At 69.9% G+C, this 15,055-nt stretch carries 12 protein-coding genes; 10 read left to right on the forward strand and 2 right to left on the reverse strand.

Features of this window, described 5'->3' with window-relative positions; translation table 11 throughout:
* The first annotated feature begins 48 nt into the window (after positions 1 to 48).
* The 10 genes from FB561_RS23375 (at position 49) to FB561_RS23420 (ending at position 12,049) form a co-directional block, all read left to right on the forward strand.
* Positions 49 to 1,830, forward strand: a complete 1,782-nt coding sequence (locus FB561_RS23375) for an ABC transporter ATP-binding protein (protein ID WP_145810232.1) — start codon at positions 49 to 51, stop codon at positions 1,828 to 1,830.
* 356 nt (positions 1,831 to 2,186) lie between these two features.
* Positions 2,187 to 3,770 carry a peptide ABC transporter substrate-binding protein gene (locus tag FB561_RS23380; protein ID WP_238335001.1) on the forward strand — a complete coding sequence of 528 codons (1,584 nt, stop codon included), beginning with the start codon at positions 2,187 to 2,189 and terminating at the stop codon, positions 3,768 to 3,770.
* Positions 3,767 to 4,693 carry an ABC transporter permease gene (locus tag FB561_RS23385; RefSeq protein WP_145810237.1) on the forward strand — a complete coding sequence of 309 codons (927 nt, stop codon included), beginning with the start codon at positions 3,767 to 3,769 and terminating at the stop codon, positions 4,691 to 4,693. The genes FB561_RS23380 and FB561_RS23385 overlap by 4 nt, the downstream gene beginning before the upstream one ends.
* Complete coding sequence (locus FB561_RS23390) at positions 4,686 to 5,582, forward strand: ABC transporter permease (RefSeq protein WP_145810239.1); 897 nt, start codon at positions 4,686 to 4,688, stop codon at positions 5,580 to 5,582. The genes FB561_RS23385 and FB561_RS23390 overlap by 8 nt, the downstream gene beginning before the upstream one ends.
* Positions 5,579 to 6,577 (forward strand): ABC transporter ATP-binding protein, encoded by a 999-nt coding sequence (locus FB561_RS23395; RefSeq protein WP_145810241.1) that lies wholly within the window; start codon positions 5,579 to 5,581, stop codon positions 6,575 to 6,577. Before FB561_RS23390 ends, FB561_RS23395 begins: the two co-directional genes overlap by 4 nt.
* Positions 6,577 to 7,581: an ABC transporter ATP-binding protein gene (locus tag FB561_RS23400; RefSeq protein WP_145810243.1), complete on the forward strand. Its 1,005-nt coding sequence runs from the start codon at positions 6,577 to 6,579 to the stop codon at positions 7,579 to 7,581. Before FB561_RS23395 ends, FB561_RS23400 begins: the two co-directional genes overlap by 1 nt.
* 4 nt (positions 7,582 to 7,585) lie before the next feature.
* Positions 7,586 to 8,032 (forward strand): GNAT family N-acetyltransferase, encoded by a 447-nt coding sequence (locus FB561_RS23405; protein ID WP_170284745.1) that lies wholly within the window; start codon positions 7,586 to 7,588, stop codon positions 8,030 to 8,032.
* Positions 8,033 to 8,213: 181 nt separating this feature from the next.
* Positions 8,214 to 8,960, forward strand: coding sequence for a 4-hydroxy-tetrahydrodipicolinate reductase (dapB, locus tag FB561_RS23410; protein ID WP_202880720.1), 747 nt, complete (start codon positions 8,214 to 8,216; stop codon positions 8,958 to 8,960).
* Entirely contained in the window at positions 8,957 to 9,397 is a 441-nt protein-coding gene (locus FB561_RS23415) for a hypothetical protein (protein WP_145810251.1), read from the forward strand. Before dapB ends, FB561_RS23415 begins: the two co-directional genes overlap by 4 nt.
* Before the next feature lie 159 nt (positions 9,398 to 9,556).
* Positions 9,557 to 12,049, forward strand: coding sequence for an ATP-binding protein (locus FB561_RS23420; protein WP_145810253.1), 2,493 nt, complete (start codon positions 9,557 to 9,559; stop codon positions 12,047 to 12,049).
* A 501-nt stretch (positions 12,050 to 12,550) separates the two neighbouring features.
* Here FB561_RS23420 and FB561_RS23425 read toward each other — a convergent pair.
* Together FB561_RS23425 and FB561_RS23430 are read right to left on the reverse strand one after the other, a co-directional pair.
* The gene (locus FB561_RS23425; protein ID WP_145810255.1) at positions 12,551 to 14,269 is read right to left on the reverse strand and encodes an alpha/beta hydrolase; all 1,719 of its coding nucleotides are present in this window, start codon (positions 14,267 to 14,269) and stop codon (positions 12,551 to 12,553) included.
* A gap of 115 nt (positions 14,270 to 14,384) precedes the next feature.
* The gene (locus FB561_RS23430) at positions 14,385 to 15,026 is read right to left on the reverse strand and encodes a TetR/AcrR family transcriptional regulator (RefSeq protein WP_145810257.1); all 642 of its coding nucleotides are present in this window, start codon (positions 15,024 to 15,026) and stop codon (positions 14,385 to 14,387) included.
* Between the last annotated feature and the right edge of the window lie 29 nt (positions 15,027 to 15,055).

Genomic DNA, 15,055 nt, shown 5'->3' on the forward strand with positions numbered 1-15,055 from the left:
CCCGATCCGGCATGGGACCTGGCCCGCGATGCTCGAGGAGCAGCCCCCGTGCGCACCGATGACCTGTCCACCCGTGAATCCCTCCGGCTGACCGTCCGGACCGCCACCGACTCCGTTCGCGACGCCGCGCGGTACGCCACCTCCTGGTTGGTGCTGTGCTCGGTGCTGACGATCGCGCAGGCGTTCCTCCCCGGTGCGCAGGTGGTGCTGTTGCAGCAGCTGATCAACGCGCTCACGTCCTCGGACCAGGCGCCGCTGTGGGGCCCGCTGCTGGGACTCACGGCCGTCGTGGGGCTGATGTACCCGATGGGCCAGGTGTACCTGGCGTCGACCCATCGGATGGCGCTCCGCCTGCGGTTGCGGTACCGGTCCGATCTGGCCTTCGCGATCGCGCGGCTGGCACCGAGCCGGATCGCCCGGCCGGACGTCGGCGCGGCTCTGACGGCCAGCCAGACGGCAACGGGTGCGATCGACCACGTGGCCGGCAAGGTCCTCCAGGTCGTCGGCGCTGGGATCACCTCGACCGTCCTGTGTGCCGTGGTCTGGCGGATCGATCCGGTCGCGGGCCTGTTGATCGTGGCGGCGCTGCTGCCGACCGTGCTCGCGTTCACCGTGATCGCCCGGATGGAGGCGCGCGAGTGGCCGGCGGTCGCGACCTTCGAGCGCGCGGCGGAGTACGCCACCGAACAACTCGTCCAGCAGCGGCCGGCGACCGAGCTGGCGGTGCTCGGGTCCGGGCCGAAGGTGGCGGCCACCGTCGCGGCTCGGCGGGGTGAGGCGATGCGCGTCTTGGACCGCATGATCGGCACGGCGATGCGGATGGAGCTGGTCGCGGCGCTGGGAACCGCGGTGATCTTCGGTGCCGCCCTGGTCGCCCTGGTGACCGGGGGAGCGACCGGTGCGGATGCGGCGGCGGCCGTCGCCGGTGCGATCTCGGGCCTGAACGCGATCCGGCTGTGTGGGTACGCGGTCGGGGTCATCATCACCGCGACCCCACAGGCCACGATCTACCGGGACTTCCTCGCGACGGCTCGCCCGGCCGAACCGCAGTCCGTCACGCGGGAAGCTGCGTCCGTGCGCCTGGAGCACGTCAGCTACACGTACCCGGGCGCCGCCGAGCCCGCGTTGAAGGACGTGTCGATCCACGCGAACCGCGGCGAGCTGATCGCCTTGGTCGGCGTGAACGGGGCCGGGAAGACCACGCTCATCAACGTCCTGGTCGGCCTGCTCACCGCTGACGAGGGCCGGGTACTGATCGGCGGGACCGACGCGGACGAGCTGACCGAGACGGAGCGGCTCGGGTACGTCGGGTTGCTGGTGCAGGAGTTCGGCCGGTTCGAGTTCAGCCTGCGGGACGTGGTCGCGTTGGGCCGCCCGGGTCCGGTCACCGACGACGAGGTGTACCGGGCACTGAGCTCGGCCGAGGCGGAGGTGTTCACCCGGCGACTGCGGCTCGACGACCAACTCGGCCAGCAGTGGGGCGGTACCGGCATCTCCGGCGGCCAGTGGCAGCGGCTCGCCCTGGCTCGCATCTACCTGCGGGACGCGGCGGTGTGGATCCTCGACGAACCCACCTCGGCCGTCGACGCCGAGGCCGAGCGGGAGATCTTCGCCGGACTCCGCGGATCCGGCGCGGACCGGATCACGATCGTCGTCTCGCACCGGGCCTGGACGCTGCGCGAGATGGACCGGATCTACGTGATCGACGACGGCGCCGTGGTCGAGCAGGGCACGTACGCGAGCCTGCTGGCGGACCAGGGCAGCCGGTTCGCCGCGATCTTCACCGACCAGGAGCTCGAAGTGGAACGCGGCGCTGCTCGCTCGCGGTGACAAGGCAGGTCGACTGCGTCACGACAACGAAGGACGGCCGGGGTGGGGCGCTACCGAAAGTCCTTCGGTGGTGATCGATTGTGTGCGTGATCTTTGGGAAAGATCTCACGTGACATCTGATGACTTCTCCGATTTCGGGGATTATCTTCGGATGTTGCGCCCCGAGTTCCGCGGGTGCTCTGAGGTCTCGTGGTGAGTGCTGAAAGTAACGCGTGTGTTACGTGCATGACGTTTGTTCAAGACAACGTTGACATGCGCAGTTTCGACCAGCCAACATGACGACTGGTTTCCCCGCCTAGCGGCCCCCCGCCGAGAAAGTTGGTACGACCGTGCGACGTCTGAGTGGAGTAGTGGGGGTGACTCTCGGTCTCGCCCTGGCCCTGAGTGCCTGTGGCGACGGCGGCAGCAGCGCAAGCAGCGGCAGCGGTGGGGCGAAGAGCGAGACGATCGCGATCGCCGCCGACCCGCTGGAGTACATCAACCCGCTGAACGAGAACGGCAGCCCGGGTATCCAGGTCGCGATGGCGATGTTCGCCCCGCTGGTCACCACCGACCCGAACACCGGCAAGACCGTCAACGTGCTGGCCGAGTCCGTCACGCCGGACAAGACCAGCCAGACCTGGACGATCAAGCTGAAGTCCGGCAACACCTTCCAGAACGGCCAGCCGCTGACCGCGAAGGACTACGTGGACAGCTGGAACCTGACCGCGCAGGGCTCGAACGGCTGGAAGAACAACGGCTTCTTCTCCAAGGTCGAGGGCTACGAGGCGCTGAACCCGCCGACGCCGGACGGGGCCACCCCGAAGCCGACCTCGGTGAAGGCGCTGAGCGGCCTGAAGCAGGTCGACGACCTGACCTTCACGGTCAAGCTCAAGGTGCCGTTCTCCCAGTTCGGCCTGACCCTGCAGTACCTCGGCCTGGCCCCGCTGCCGGAGGAGGTCCGCAAGGACCCCGACGCGTACAAGCGCAAGCCGATCGGCAACGGCCCGTACAAGCTCGAGGGTGAGTGGAACGCCGGCGACGACATCAAGCTGGCCAAGTGGGACGGGTACAAGGGCCCGAACGCACCCGCGGCCGACGCGATCACGTACCGGTTCATCCCGAACGCCGACACCGCGTACAACGAGTTCCTGGCCGGCACCGTCGACTTCGTGGACGTGCCGTCGACCAAGATCAAGACCTTCAAGACCGACGCGCCGGACCAGTGGGTCACCAGCGAGAGCTCGGGCGCCAACTACCTGGTCTTCCCGGCCTGGGACGCCCGGTTCAAGAACCCCAAGCTGCGGGCCGCGTTCTCGCAGGCGATCGACCGCAAGGCGTTCGCCGACCTGGTCGGCCTGGCCACCCCGGCCACCGGCCTGATCGCGCCGGACATCAACGGCTACCGCGCCGACGCCTGCAAGGTCTGCTCGTTCGACGCGGGCAAGGCCAAGCAGCTGCTGCAGGAGGCCGGCGGCTTCTCCGGTCCGGTGAACATCAACTACAACACCAGCTCGGCCACCGGCCAGATCTTCGCCGAGGCGATCGGCAACATGATCCGGCAGAACCTCGGCCTGGAGGTGAAGTACACCGGCAAGCAGGGCTCGGAGATCACCGAGCTGGCCGACACCCGCAAGCTGGACGGGCTGCGGTTCAGCGGCTGGGGTCACGACTACCCGTCGATCGAGGACTACCTGACCCCGATGTTCAAGTCCAGCGGTGACGCGAACTTCTCCGGGTACAACAACCCCGCGCTCGACAAGGTGCTGGCCCAGGGCGACGCCGAGCCGGACCAGGAGAAGGCGATCGCGCTGTACCAGCAGGCCGAGGACATCGCGCTGGCCGACCTGCCGCTGATCCCGCTGTACGCCAAGCAGAACGCCTACCTGCACTCCGCCAAGATCGAGCCCCGGGTCTCGAAGTACGTCGGGGTGTCGGCGCTCTACGCGACGTTCAAGTGACCCGGTTCGTCGCCCGCCGTGTCCTGACGGCGATCCCGATCGGCGTGATCGTCACGCTGGGGGTCTTCGCGCTCGTGTTCGCGATGCCCGGAGACCCCCTGCGGGAACTGGCCGGGGACAAGCCGATCCCGGCCGCCGTGCTGGCCGCCAAGCGGGCCCAGTTCCACCTGGACCAGCCGTTCATCGTGCAGTACCTGCTGTCGATGAAGGACATCGTCACCGGCAACTTCGGCACCACGTTCGCCGGTGCCGACATCGCCGACCAGCTCCGGCTGCGGATCCCGGTGACGCTCAAGCTGACCCTGCTGGCGAACGCGTTCCAGTGGACCCTCGGCCTGTTCTTCGGGATCTACGCCGGCTTCAAGCGGAACGGGATGATCGACAAGTCGTTGCTGCTGGCAACGCTGGTGCTGCTCGCCGTGCCCGGGCTGGTGGCGTACTTCGCCGCCCAGTACGTGTTCGGTGTCGAGCTGAAATGGTTCCCGGTGTCGGGCGTGCTGGAGGGCTTCCCGCGCTCGTACCTGCTGCCGGCGCTGGTGATCGGGCTGCTCGGGTTCGCCGGGCTGGCCCGGTTGATGCGGACGTCGATCGTGGAGACGGTGAACGCCGACTTCGTCAAGACGGCCCGGGCGAAGGGACTGGGGGAGCAGCGGGTGCTGTGGCGGCACATCCTGCCGAACGCGCTGCTCCCGGTGGTCACCTTCATCGGGATCGACCTGGCCGGCATGTTCGGCGGCGCGATCATCACCGAGTCGATCTTCAACCTGCCCGGTCTCGGTCAGTTCATGTTCCAGGCGATCAAGCTGAAGGAAGGTGGTGTCGTGGTGCTGCTGTCGACCCTGGCGTTCGGCTCCTTCATCCTGATCAACCTCGCCGTCGACATCCTGTACGGCATCCTCGATCCGCGGGTGCGCAATGTCTGAGGTCCAGGCGGTGGTCGGCGCCGAGGCGCAGGAACTCGGCGACGGCCGGACACTGTCCAACACCGAACTCCTGCGGGCGCTGCTGCGCAAACCCCAGTTCGTCCTCTGCTCGCTGCTGCTGCTCGTGTTCTTCACGATGGCGGCGTTCCCGAAGCTGTTCACCTCGGTGGATCCGCGGTTCTGCGAGCTGACCAAGAGCCGGCAGGGCCGGTCGGCCGGGCACCCGTTCGGCTTCGACATCCAGGGCTGCGACTACTTCGCCAACGTGATCTACGGCGCGCGGCCGTCGGTCCTGGTCAGCATCATCGCGAGCTTCGGGATCTTCCTGCTGGCCGGCACCCTCGGCCTGCTCGCGGGGTACTTCCCGGGCTTCGTCGACGGGCTGATCTCGCGGACCGCGGACGTGCTGTTCGCGGTCCCCGGCATCGTGTTGCTGATCGTCATCCTGAACTCGGTGCCGAACCGCAGTATCTGGGTGATCGTCGGGGTGATCCTGGTGATCGGCTGGCCGGGCGGGATGCGGCTGATGCGGTCCACGGTGTTCTCGGTCCGCAACCGCGAGTACGTGCTGGCGGCCCGGTCGATCGGGGTGCCACCGGTCCGGATCCTGCGCAAACACGTGTTCCCGAACGCGATGGCGCCGTTGCTGGCGATGACCACGCTCGGCATCGGCGGCATGGTCGGGCTGGAGGCGGCGCTGACGTTCCTCGGGGTCGGCCTGCAGCCCCCGTCGATCTCGTGGGGTTCGCAGTTCGGCGTCGCGGCGTCGTACCGGGACACGCCGCACCTGTTCATCTGGCCGGCGTTGTTCATCTCCACGATGACGATCTCGTTCATGATCATCGGCGACGCGATCCGCGACGCCCTGGACCCGAAGTTGATGAGATGACGAGCGGCGAAGTACTGCTGAAGGTCAGTGACCTGAGCGTCGAGTTCGACACCCCGCGTGGTCCGGTCCGGGCGGTGGACGGGGTGTCCTGGCAGGTCCGGGCCGGGGAGACGCTGGCGATCCTGGGTGAGTCCGGGTCCGGCAAGAGCGTCTCCACCCAGGCGCTCACCGGGATCCTGGAGATGCCGCCCGGGCGGATCGTGTCCGGCACCGCCGAGTACCGCGGCGACGACCTGATCGCGATGTCGGTCAAGGAGCGGCGCAAGATCGTCGGGGACCGGATCACGATGGTGTTCCAGGACTCGCTGTCCGCGCTGAACCCGGTCCAGTCGGTCGGCAAGCAGATCGCCGAGTGCTACCGGGTGCACCGCGGGACGTCCAAGGCCGACGCGATGAAGAAGGCCGCGGAGATGCTCGACCGGGTCCGGATCCCGGCCGCGGCCAAACGGGTCCGCGACTACCCGCACGAGTTCTCCGGCGGCATGCGGCAGCGGGTGATGCTGGCGATGGCGCTCGCGCTCGACCCCGACGTACTGATCGCCGACGAACCGACGACGGCGCTCGACGTGACCGTCCAGGCGCAGATCCTCGAGCTGATCGCGGAGCTGCAGGCCGAGCGGGACATGGGCGTCGTGCTGATCACGCACGACCTCGGCGTGGTCGCGGACGTCGCCGACAACGTGGTGGTGATGTACGCCGGTCACGTGGTCGAGCGGGCGTCGACGGCGGACGCCTTGGAGAATCCGGTCCACCCGTACACCGAGGGTCTGCTCGGCTCGATGCCGTCGGCGGACCTGAAGGGCCAGGAGTTGCCGACGATCCCAGGCACGCCGCCGTCGTTGCGGGCGATCCCGTCCGGCTGCGCGTTCCGGACCCGGTGCCCGCAGGCCATCGACGAGTGCGCGGCCGAGGTCCCGCCGTTGCTCACGGTCGCGCCCGGCCGCGACGCCGCCTGCATCCGGCGGACCACGATCTCGGCGAAGGAGGCGGTCTGATGGCCGAAGAGTTGCTGGTAGCAACGAATTTGGTGAAGCACTACGACATCAGCCCGGCGTTCTCGTTCGGGACCAAGACCCTGGTCCGGGCCGTGGACGGCGTCGACCTGGTGCTCCGCAAGGGCGAGTCGCTCGGCATCGTCGGCGAGTCCGGCTGCGGCAAGTCCACCCTCGTCCGGCTGCTCGCCGCCCTGGAGAAGCCGACCTCGGGGGAGCTGCGGTACGGCGGTGTGGACGTGGCCAAGCTGGGCGCCAAGGACCTGCGGAAGTGGCGCCGCAACGTCCAGGTGGTGTTCCAGGACCCGTACTCCAGCCTGAACCCGCGGATGCGCGTCGGCGAGATCGTCGCGGAGCCGCTGGAGGTGCACCCGGACGTCTCCCAGGGGATGGACATCCGGACCCGGGTCCGCGAACTGCTCGAGCTGGTCGGGTTGCGGGCCGAGGACGAGACGAAGTTCCCGCACCAGTTCTCCGGGGGCCAGCGGCAGCGGATCGGGATCGCGCGGGCGATCGCACTGAACCCGGACATCCTGCTCTGCGACGAACCGGTGTCCGCGCTCGACCTGTCGGTGCAGGCGCAGGTGGTGAACCTGCTGATGCGGCTGCAGCGTGAACTCGGGCTGAGCATCATCTTCGTCGCGCACGACCTCTCGGTGGTCCGGCACGTCTCGGACCGGGTCGCGGTGATGTACCTGGGCCGCGTCGCCGAACTGGGCGTGCACCACGAGGTGTACGACGTGCCGGCGCACCCGTACACGCAGGCGCTGCTGTCCGCGGAACCGGGGATGGCGCGGCAGGGCCGGCAGCGGATCGTGCTGGCCGGCGACCCGCCCTCGCCGGTGTCGCCGCCGTCGGGGTGCCGCTTCCACACCCGGTGCCTGCGGGCCGAGGCGAAGTGCTCGGTCGACGTGCCGGAGTTGCGGGTGATCCCGTCCGGTCAGGAGGTCGCGTGCCACTTCGCCGAAAATGCACAAGCCGCGTACACCACGGCCGTGCCATCCTGACCGCGTGCTCACCCGTGTCCTGATCGAGCCGCGCCCACGCGACGACCTGGGCCTCGTCCTGCTGCTCGACCTGGCGTTGCAGGAGCTGTTCACCCGGTACCCGGCCAGCCGGTCGCACCCGGTCGACCCGGCCACCACCTTCCTGGTGGCCGTGGCCGGCGGCGACGCGGTCGGCTGCGTCGGGCTGATGCCGGTGGTGGACGGGGTGGGCGAGATCAAGAGGTTGTACGTCCGCCCCGACCACCGCGGCCAGGGCATCGCCCGCCGGCTGATCACCTCCGCCGAGGCCCTGGCCCGGCACCGCGGCGCCATCACCCTCCGCCTCGCCACCGGCAGCCGCCAGCCCGAAGCGATGACCTTGTACCAGTCGGCCGGGTACCGACCCACCCAGCCGTACGGCAAGTACGCCCGCCAGCCCACCGCCCTCTGCTACCTCAAGTCCCTCGCCTGACCCCGCGCCCCCACCCCACTTCGTGCACGCACCAGCCGCCGAGCCCGACTTTGGGTACGCACCGGCCGAATTCCGCGCGCCGAGGTGACCGGTACGTGCTCAAAGTCGGCGGGCGCGGAAGGGGTGCGGGTGGTGGGGTGAGATATTTGGGCGGGTTCGGTGTGTGCGAGGAAGGGTGCGGATGATCAAGGTCGGGGTGCTGGGTGCTCAGGGCAAGATGGGAGCCCAGACTTGTCTGGCGGTGGAGGCGGCGGACGGGGTCGAGCTGGTGGCCCGGCTCGATCTGGGCGACGACCTGGACGCGTTGACCGCGGCCGGGGCCCAGGTGGTGGTCGACTTCACCCGGCCCGAGGTCGTGATGGACAACCTCGGCTGGTGCATCGGGCACGGGATCAACGCCGTCGTCGGGACCACCGGGTTCGACGACGAGCGGCTCGCGACGCTGCGGTCCCAGCTGGAGCAGAGCCCCGGCACCGGTGTCCTGATCGCGCCGAACTTCTCGATCGGCGCCGTGCTGATGATGCAGTTCGCCGCGCAGGCCGCCAAGTACTACGAGTCGGTCGAGATCGTCGAGCTGCACCACCCGGACAAGGTCGACGCCCCGTCCGGGACGGCGCGGCGGACGGCGGAGCTGGTCGCGGCCGCGCGCCGGGAGGCCGGGCTCGGGTCGAGTCCGGACGCCACCACCACCGGGCTCGACGGGGCCCGCGGCGCCGACGTCGACGGGGTCCGGGTGCACGGAATCCGGTTGCGCGGTCTGGTCGCGCACCAGGAGGTGCTGTTCGGCGACACCGGCGAGACCCTCACGATCCGGCACGACTCGATGCACCGGGAGTCGTTCATGGCCGGCGTCCTGCTCGGGGTCCGGCGGATCGTCGACACCCCGGGCCTGACCGTCGGCCTCGAGAACTTCCTCGACGTCGGATGACCGCCAAGCGCGCGGCGATCGTCCTCGCGGTGGTCTTCGTCGCGTACGCCGTGCTGCTCGGCTGGCGAGGTGTGCTGCTGATCGGGACCGGCGATCCGGTCGCGATCGTGCTCGGCCTCGCGGTGCTGGTGATCCCGGTCGTCGGCGCGTACCTGGTCTGGCGGGAGCTCCAGTTCGGCCGCCGGACCGAGGACCTGGCCCGCGAGCTCGACGCGCAGGGCCTGCTCCCCGTCGACGATCTGCCACGCCGTCCGTCGGGCCGGATCGAGCGGTCCGCGGCCGACGCGGCGTTCGCGAAGTACCAGGCCGAGGCGGAGGCGGCGCCGGACGACTGGCGGGCGTGGTTCCGGCTGTCCACGGCGTACGACGCGGCGGGGGACCGGAAGCGGGCGCGGGCGGCGATGCGGACGGCGATCGGGCACCACGATCGTCGCTGATCCTCAAGCACGCGTTTGCTTGCCGAGGGCGCTTGCTGGGACCGGCCGGTGAGTTGTCCGCGAACTCCGGACAGTGCCTGACAACCCGGTTCCGGACGGGATACCTTCAAGGGACGTGGCGACCGCCACGTGAGGTCGGAGACTGGGTGGAGCCGTCCTTTGCCATCAGACGGGTCTCGCCGTGGCACGGACGACGTTCAGGGGACGGGTTTCGGGGATCTGCTCCGCCGGCACCGGCGCGACGCCGGGTTGTCGCAGGAGCGGCTGGCGGAACTCGCCGGACTGAGCGTCGACGCGATCGCGGCGCTGGAGCGGGGTCGTCGTCGGGCGCCGAGGCCGCATACCTTGCGGCTGCTCGCCGACGCGTTGAAGCTGGGCGCCTCCGATCGGGCCGCGCTCGGTTCGGCCGCGCACAGTGACGGCGAGGCCCAGCGGTCACCGGTGCGCCCGGTCCCCGTGGCCACCGTCGAGCTCGTCGGCCGCGCCGCGGAGGTCGCCGAGGCGGGCCGGTTGGTGGGGGAGCGGCAGACCCGGCTGTTGACGTTGAGCGGTCCCGGTGGCGTCGGCAAGACCCAGCTCGTCCTCGCCGTCGCCGGTGCGGTCGCCGCCGGCTTCGAGGACGGCGTGTGTTGGGTGCCGTTGGCCACCATCTCAGAGTCGACCGCGGTCGCACCCGCGATCGCCGCGGGCCTCGGCCTGCATCCGGTGGACGGCGCACGCCTGGTCGAGGAGATCGCCGAGCAGATCGCCCGCCGCCACCTCCTGCTCGTACTGGACAACTGCGAGCACGTCGTCGCCGACACGGCCGCCGTCTGCGCCGCACTGCTGGAGTACTGCCCGAACCTGACCGTCCTCGCATCCAGCCGCGAACTTTTGCGGATCCCCGGCGAGTGCGTGTACGTCGTCCCGCCGCTGGCCGTGCCCGAGACGGACGAACAGCTCGACGCGTCCCCGGCGGTCCGCTTGTTCATGGATCGCGCGACCGCCCGTGGCCATCGACCGGGAGACCAGATCGAATACGTGGCGAAGGTGGTTCGCCGGTTGGAGGGGATGCCGCTCGCGATCGAGCTGGCCGCCGCCCGGACCAACGTGCTCACCGTGGAGGAGCTCGCGGCCGAGTTGGAGAGCTCGTTCGCGATCCTCAGCGGCGGCGCGAGTACGGCGGGACCACGGCAGCAGTCGTTGGCCGGTGCGATCGGGTGGAGCCACGAGCTGCTCACCCGGACGGAGCGGGGCCTGTTCGCGTTGTTGTCGGTGTTCGTCGGCGGCTGGAGCCTGGACGCGGCCGCTGCCGTGTTCGCCGGCAAGACGAAGGCGGGTCCGCTCGAACGCGCCGAGGCGCTGGACCTGACCGGACGGCTGGCGGACAAGTCGCTGATCCGGGTCCACCGCGATCGCGGCAGCGCGCGGTACGACATGCTCGCGGTGATCCGGGAGTTCGCCGTCGACCAGCTCGCGGTGAGCGGCCGGGCCGACGACGCGGCCCAGCACCACGCGGCCTTCTACCTCGCCCTCGCCGAGGAGGCGGAGGCCCATCTGCGCGGGTCGAACCAGGGGGACTGGCTCGACCGGTTGGACGGCGAGCTGGACAACCTGCGAGCCGCGATCAGCTGGGCGCTGCGGACCCGGGCGAGTGCCGAGGCGATCCGCTTGGCCGGCGCACTCTGGCTGTTCTGCTACCTGCGCGGTCACTACGCCGAGGGCAGCGAGTGGCTCGAACGCGCGCTCGCTCTCACCGACGACGCCGCGGATCTGCGCCCGTACCAGGCGAAGGCGCGGCTCGGTGCGGGGATGCTCGCGTTCCTGCAGTGCGAGTACGACGGGGCCACGAAGCGGCTGGAGTCGGCGCTCACGCAGTACCAGGAGCTCGGTGACACGGCCGGTGCCGCGTTGGTCATGCAGCGGCTCGGGGGAGTCGCTCGGGAGCGCGGTGACTATGGGGCCGCGGAAGCCCTGCACTGCCAGAGCTTCGACCTGTTCGAGAGCCTCGGTGATCGGTCCGGGATGGCGTGGGCGCACAACCACCTCGGCTTCGTCGCCTGGTTGCGCGGTGACCTGGACATCGGCGCCCGGCGGTGCCGCAAGGCGCGGGACAGCTTCCGCGTGCTCGGCGACGGCGAAGGGCTGGCCTGGTCGCTGATCAGCCTCGGCACCATCGCGCAGTACCGGGGCGATCTGACCGAGGCGGAGGACCTGCTGCAGGAGAGCCTGGCGCTGTCGCAGCGGCTCGGGTACCGCGAGGGGGTGGCGTGGTCGCTCAACCAGCTCGGCATCGTCGAACGCCGCCGCGGGCTGACCGATCGCGCCGTGCACCTGCTCGACGAGAGCCTGGCCGAGCACCGCGATCTCGGCGACCGGTGGCGTTCGGCGAGTGTGCTGGAGGAGCTGGCGACCGTCGCGCGGGACCGGGACCGGGCGGAGTACGCCGCGTTCCTGCTCGGCGCCGCGGACGGGATCCGCGAGGTGATCGGCGCGCCGGTGCCCGAGGTCGAGCAGGCCGATCTGCGGGCGACCCGGGAGGCGGTCGAGCGGGCGCTGGACCACCGGGCGTTCAAGGCGGCGTGGTCCGCGGGACGGGCGACGCCGCTGTCGGCGGTCGCTGACGGTTACCCCGGTCCGGCCGCCGCGCCCGATCGCTCGACCCGTTTCTGATCGGGTCGTGGACAGAAGCCGAGCCCGGGGTGTGCGCCCACCAGAGCGCACGTCCCGGGCTCGAACCGCTCACCGAACGGGCGACGCGTCGCGCGTCGTGGTACCGGATCGGTAGCGGAGTGGTCCTGCCTCGCGGAGCACCACGACCTGGGGGATCGACGGCACCCCGCGAGGGTCTCCGCGGAATGGACGAAAGCGGCGGCTCACGGCCGGCTGTGCACTGTCTGACCCCCCAGGCAGTCCCCCCACCTCCACAGCCGGCCGAAGCCGCGTCGGCGATGTCCCCCTCCCGTCGAGCCCTCCCAAGTCGACGGTTGGTTCTCCCGCGCTGACTCAAGGTTGTCCTGGTCACGCAGCGTCGCACAGGGACGGAACCCTGACATCGCCCTGACAAACATGTCCTGACAACGTTGACTCGGATCAGGCGGCGCGGACCGTGATCGGGCGCTCCCGAAGGGTGGTGGCCGAACTCACCCGACGGATGCGCTCGGTGACCGAGAATCAGTGCAGGTAGCCCGACACCGACCTGGTGAAGCCGGCGATCCGGTGCAACGGGGCGGAGCCGGTGTACTCGCCGGGGTCCGGCGCGCTCGGTGCCGGGATGCCCTCACCCTTGCAGGTGACGTCCGCGGCCGGCGCCTTGCCGGTGGTGAGGAACGTGTTCACCACCTTGTCCGCGCACTTGTTCACCCCGCCGTAGATGCCGTGGTCGCCCTCGTCCGTGACGGTCACCAGCCGCGATCCGGCGTACCGGCTGTGCGCGGACCGGGCCAGCGAGACGTTGGTCGCCGGGTCGTTCACGGACTGCACCATCAAGGTCGGCGGCAGGCCCTTGCCGTCCGGTGTCGGCGTCGTGAGCTGCGGGCGGGCCCAGTAGAAGCAGGGGTTCTCGTTCATGCCCCAGCCGAGCAACGGGTACTTCGGTCCCTGCTGCGCCGAGATCAGGTCGCCGTACTCACGGCCCTGCGGCCAGACCGAGTCGTTGCAGGTGACCGCGGTGAAGGTGGCGTCCTCCGCGTCGTCCGCGAACGGACGGGTGGCCCCGATCGCGGGCAGCCCGACCGTACCGCGCTGTGCCCGGCTGACCAGTTGCTGCTGCCGCGCGGGCGACAGCGCGTCCACCTTGCGCTGAGCCGCACGCGGACCGCCTTCGCGCTGGGCCTCGGCGAGGTCGCGGAAGAACGCGAGGTCGATCGCGAGCGAGGTGAAGTCCTGCTTGGTGTACAGGTCGCCGACGACGAGGTTGTCGAGGGTGTTCTGGTCGTAGCTGATCTTGATCGACCCGTCCAGGAACTCCTCCACGGCCGGCTGTTCCTTGAGGTCCGCGCGGAGCTTCTCGTACATCCGGATCACCTGCCGCGGCGTCCGGCCCAGCTTCAGCTGCTGGTCGTACTTGGCCGCCCAGGGCGCGAAGTCCTCGCGGAACCGCCGCTCGAACGCCTGCGGCTGCGCCTCGAACGTGTTGAGCCAGGACCGGGTGAAGTCGGTGTTGGAGTCGAGCACGAACCGGCCGACGTGCTCGGGGAAGTAGGTCTGGTAGTACGCGCCGAGCCAGGTGCCGCCGGAGTACCCGACGTAGTCCACCTGGTCGAAGCCGAGCAGCCGGCGGATCAGGTCCATGTCCTGCACGGTCTGCGCGGTGTTCACGTACGGCAGCAGGCCGCGCGACTGGGTCTCGCAGTACGGCTGGACCAGGCCGGACGCCTCGGCGATGAGGTCGAGGTTGTCCCGGTCGCGGTCGCGCGCGTCCATCGAGTACCCGGGTGCGCCGTCGCAGCTGACGTTCGTGCTGTCGCCGGTCCCACGCGGGTCGAAGCCGACGGCGAGGTGGTTCTTGGCGAGCGCGGGCTGGCTGGCGAGGTACGGCGCCATCCCGAGCCCCGCGCCACCTGGCCCGCCCGGATTGCCAAACACGACCCGGCTCGGCTTGCCCTTCTTGGGCGCGACCTTGCTGACCGCGAGCTCGATCTCCTCGGGAGCGGCCGCGCTCCACCAGTCCCGGGGCGCCTTCACCTTCGCGCAGTACGTCCGCAGTTCCGCTTCGCCACACGGCTTCCAGGTGAGCTTCTGCTCCAGGTACTTCTTCGCCACGTACGCCGGTCTCTCGCGGCCCTGACCGGCGGCGGTACCGACCGAGGCGGTGGCGCCGGATCCGGGAACGATCAGCAGGGCGGGAAGGCTGATACCGAGGCCGAGGACGGCCAGGGTACGGAACTTCATACATCCTCCAACGGATGGCCAAGCGTGACGGGACCGTCGCAATCTGTCATGCCCTCTTGATCCCGTCGAGCACCACCCCCGGCCCGTCGCGTGATCGCCCTGGTGGTAAGGGGATTCAGCTGAACGGCGGTGTGCAGAGCTGGGGAAGGAGCAGGTCGGTCACCCACGCGGCCCAGTCCTTCGGGTCCCAGCCACGATCGCCGACCATCAGCAGGTAGAACTCCGTGCTCAGCAACCCGAACAGGATGTCGGCCGCCCGCTCCGTCGTCAGATCGGATCGCGCCCCTGGTTTGCCGAGCAGGCTCTCGGCCGCGGCGCGCTGGACGGTGAGGCGCGGATCCTGCTCGTGCGGCCACAGGTTCGCGATCCCCGCATCGCTCGCGCCGGCCGCTTCGAGCATCTTCGTGATCGGCGCGACCCGCTCCAGGACGGCTTGCGTCCCTTGGACGTGCCGGCGAACGTGCTCGGCCGCGGTGCCGGTCGCGAGCACTTCCTGGAACCACGGCCGGTCCAGCGTGGCGACCGGCTCGTCGTCGCCCGCGATGGTCCGGTCGACCACCTGCTTCAGCACGGTCTGCTTGTTGCCGAACCCGTAGTAGATCGTCTGCACCGCGACCCCGGCCGCCCCGGCGATGTCCTGCAAGGAGGTCGCGCCGTACCCGTCCCGGACGAACAGCTCGGCCGCCGCGTCGAGGATGCGGGCGCGGGTGAGACGGGACTTCTCGGCTCTGCCGTCGACCTTCTTGACCGGACTCATGGTTGTAGTCTATCTCTAGAGTTAGTCAC

Source organism: Kribbella amoyensis (genome assembly GCF_007828865.1).
Classification (GTDB): Bacteria; Actinomycetota; Actinomycetes; order Propionibacteriales; family Kribbellaceae; genus Kribbella; species Kribbella amoyensis.

Bases quoted from the DNA above. Each gene is read 5' to 3' on its own strand.
- dapB (WP_202880720.1), top strand. From the start codon at position 8,214: ATGATCAAGGTCGGGGTGCTGGGTGCTCAGGGCAAGATGGGAGCCCAG.
- FB561_RS23395 (WP_145810241.1), top strand. From the start codon at position 5,579: ATGACGAGCGGCGAAGTACTGCTGAAGGTCAGTGACCTGAGCGTCGAG.
- FB561_RS23425 (WP_145810255.1), bottom strand. From the start codon at position 14,269: ATGAAGTTCCGTACCCTGGCCGTCCTCGGCCTCGGTATCAGCCTTCCC.
- FB561_RS23430 (WP_145810257.1), bottom strand. From the start codon at position 15,026: ATGAGTCCGGTCAAGAAGGTCGACGGCAGAGCCGAGAAGTCCCGTCTC.
- FB561_RS23415 (WP_145810251.1), top strand. From the start codon at position 8,957: ATGACCGCCAAGCGCGCGGCGATCGTCCTCGCGGTGGTCTTCGTCGCG.
- FB561_RS23390 (WP_145810239.1), top strand. From the start codon at position 4,686: ATGTCTGAGGTCCAGGCGGTGGTCGGCGCCGAGGCGCAGGAACTCGGC.
- FB561_RS23400 (WP_145810243.1), top strand. From the start codon at position 6,577: ATGGCCGAAGAGTTGCTGGTAGCAACGAATTTGGTGAAGCACTACGAC.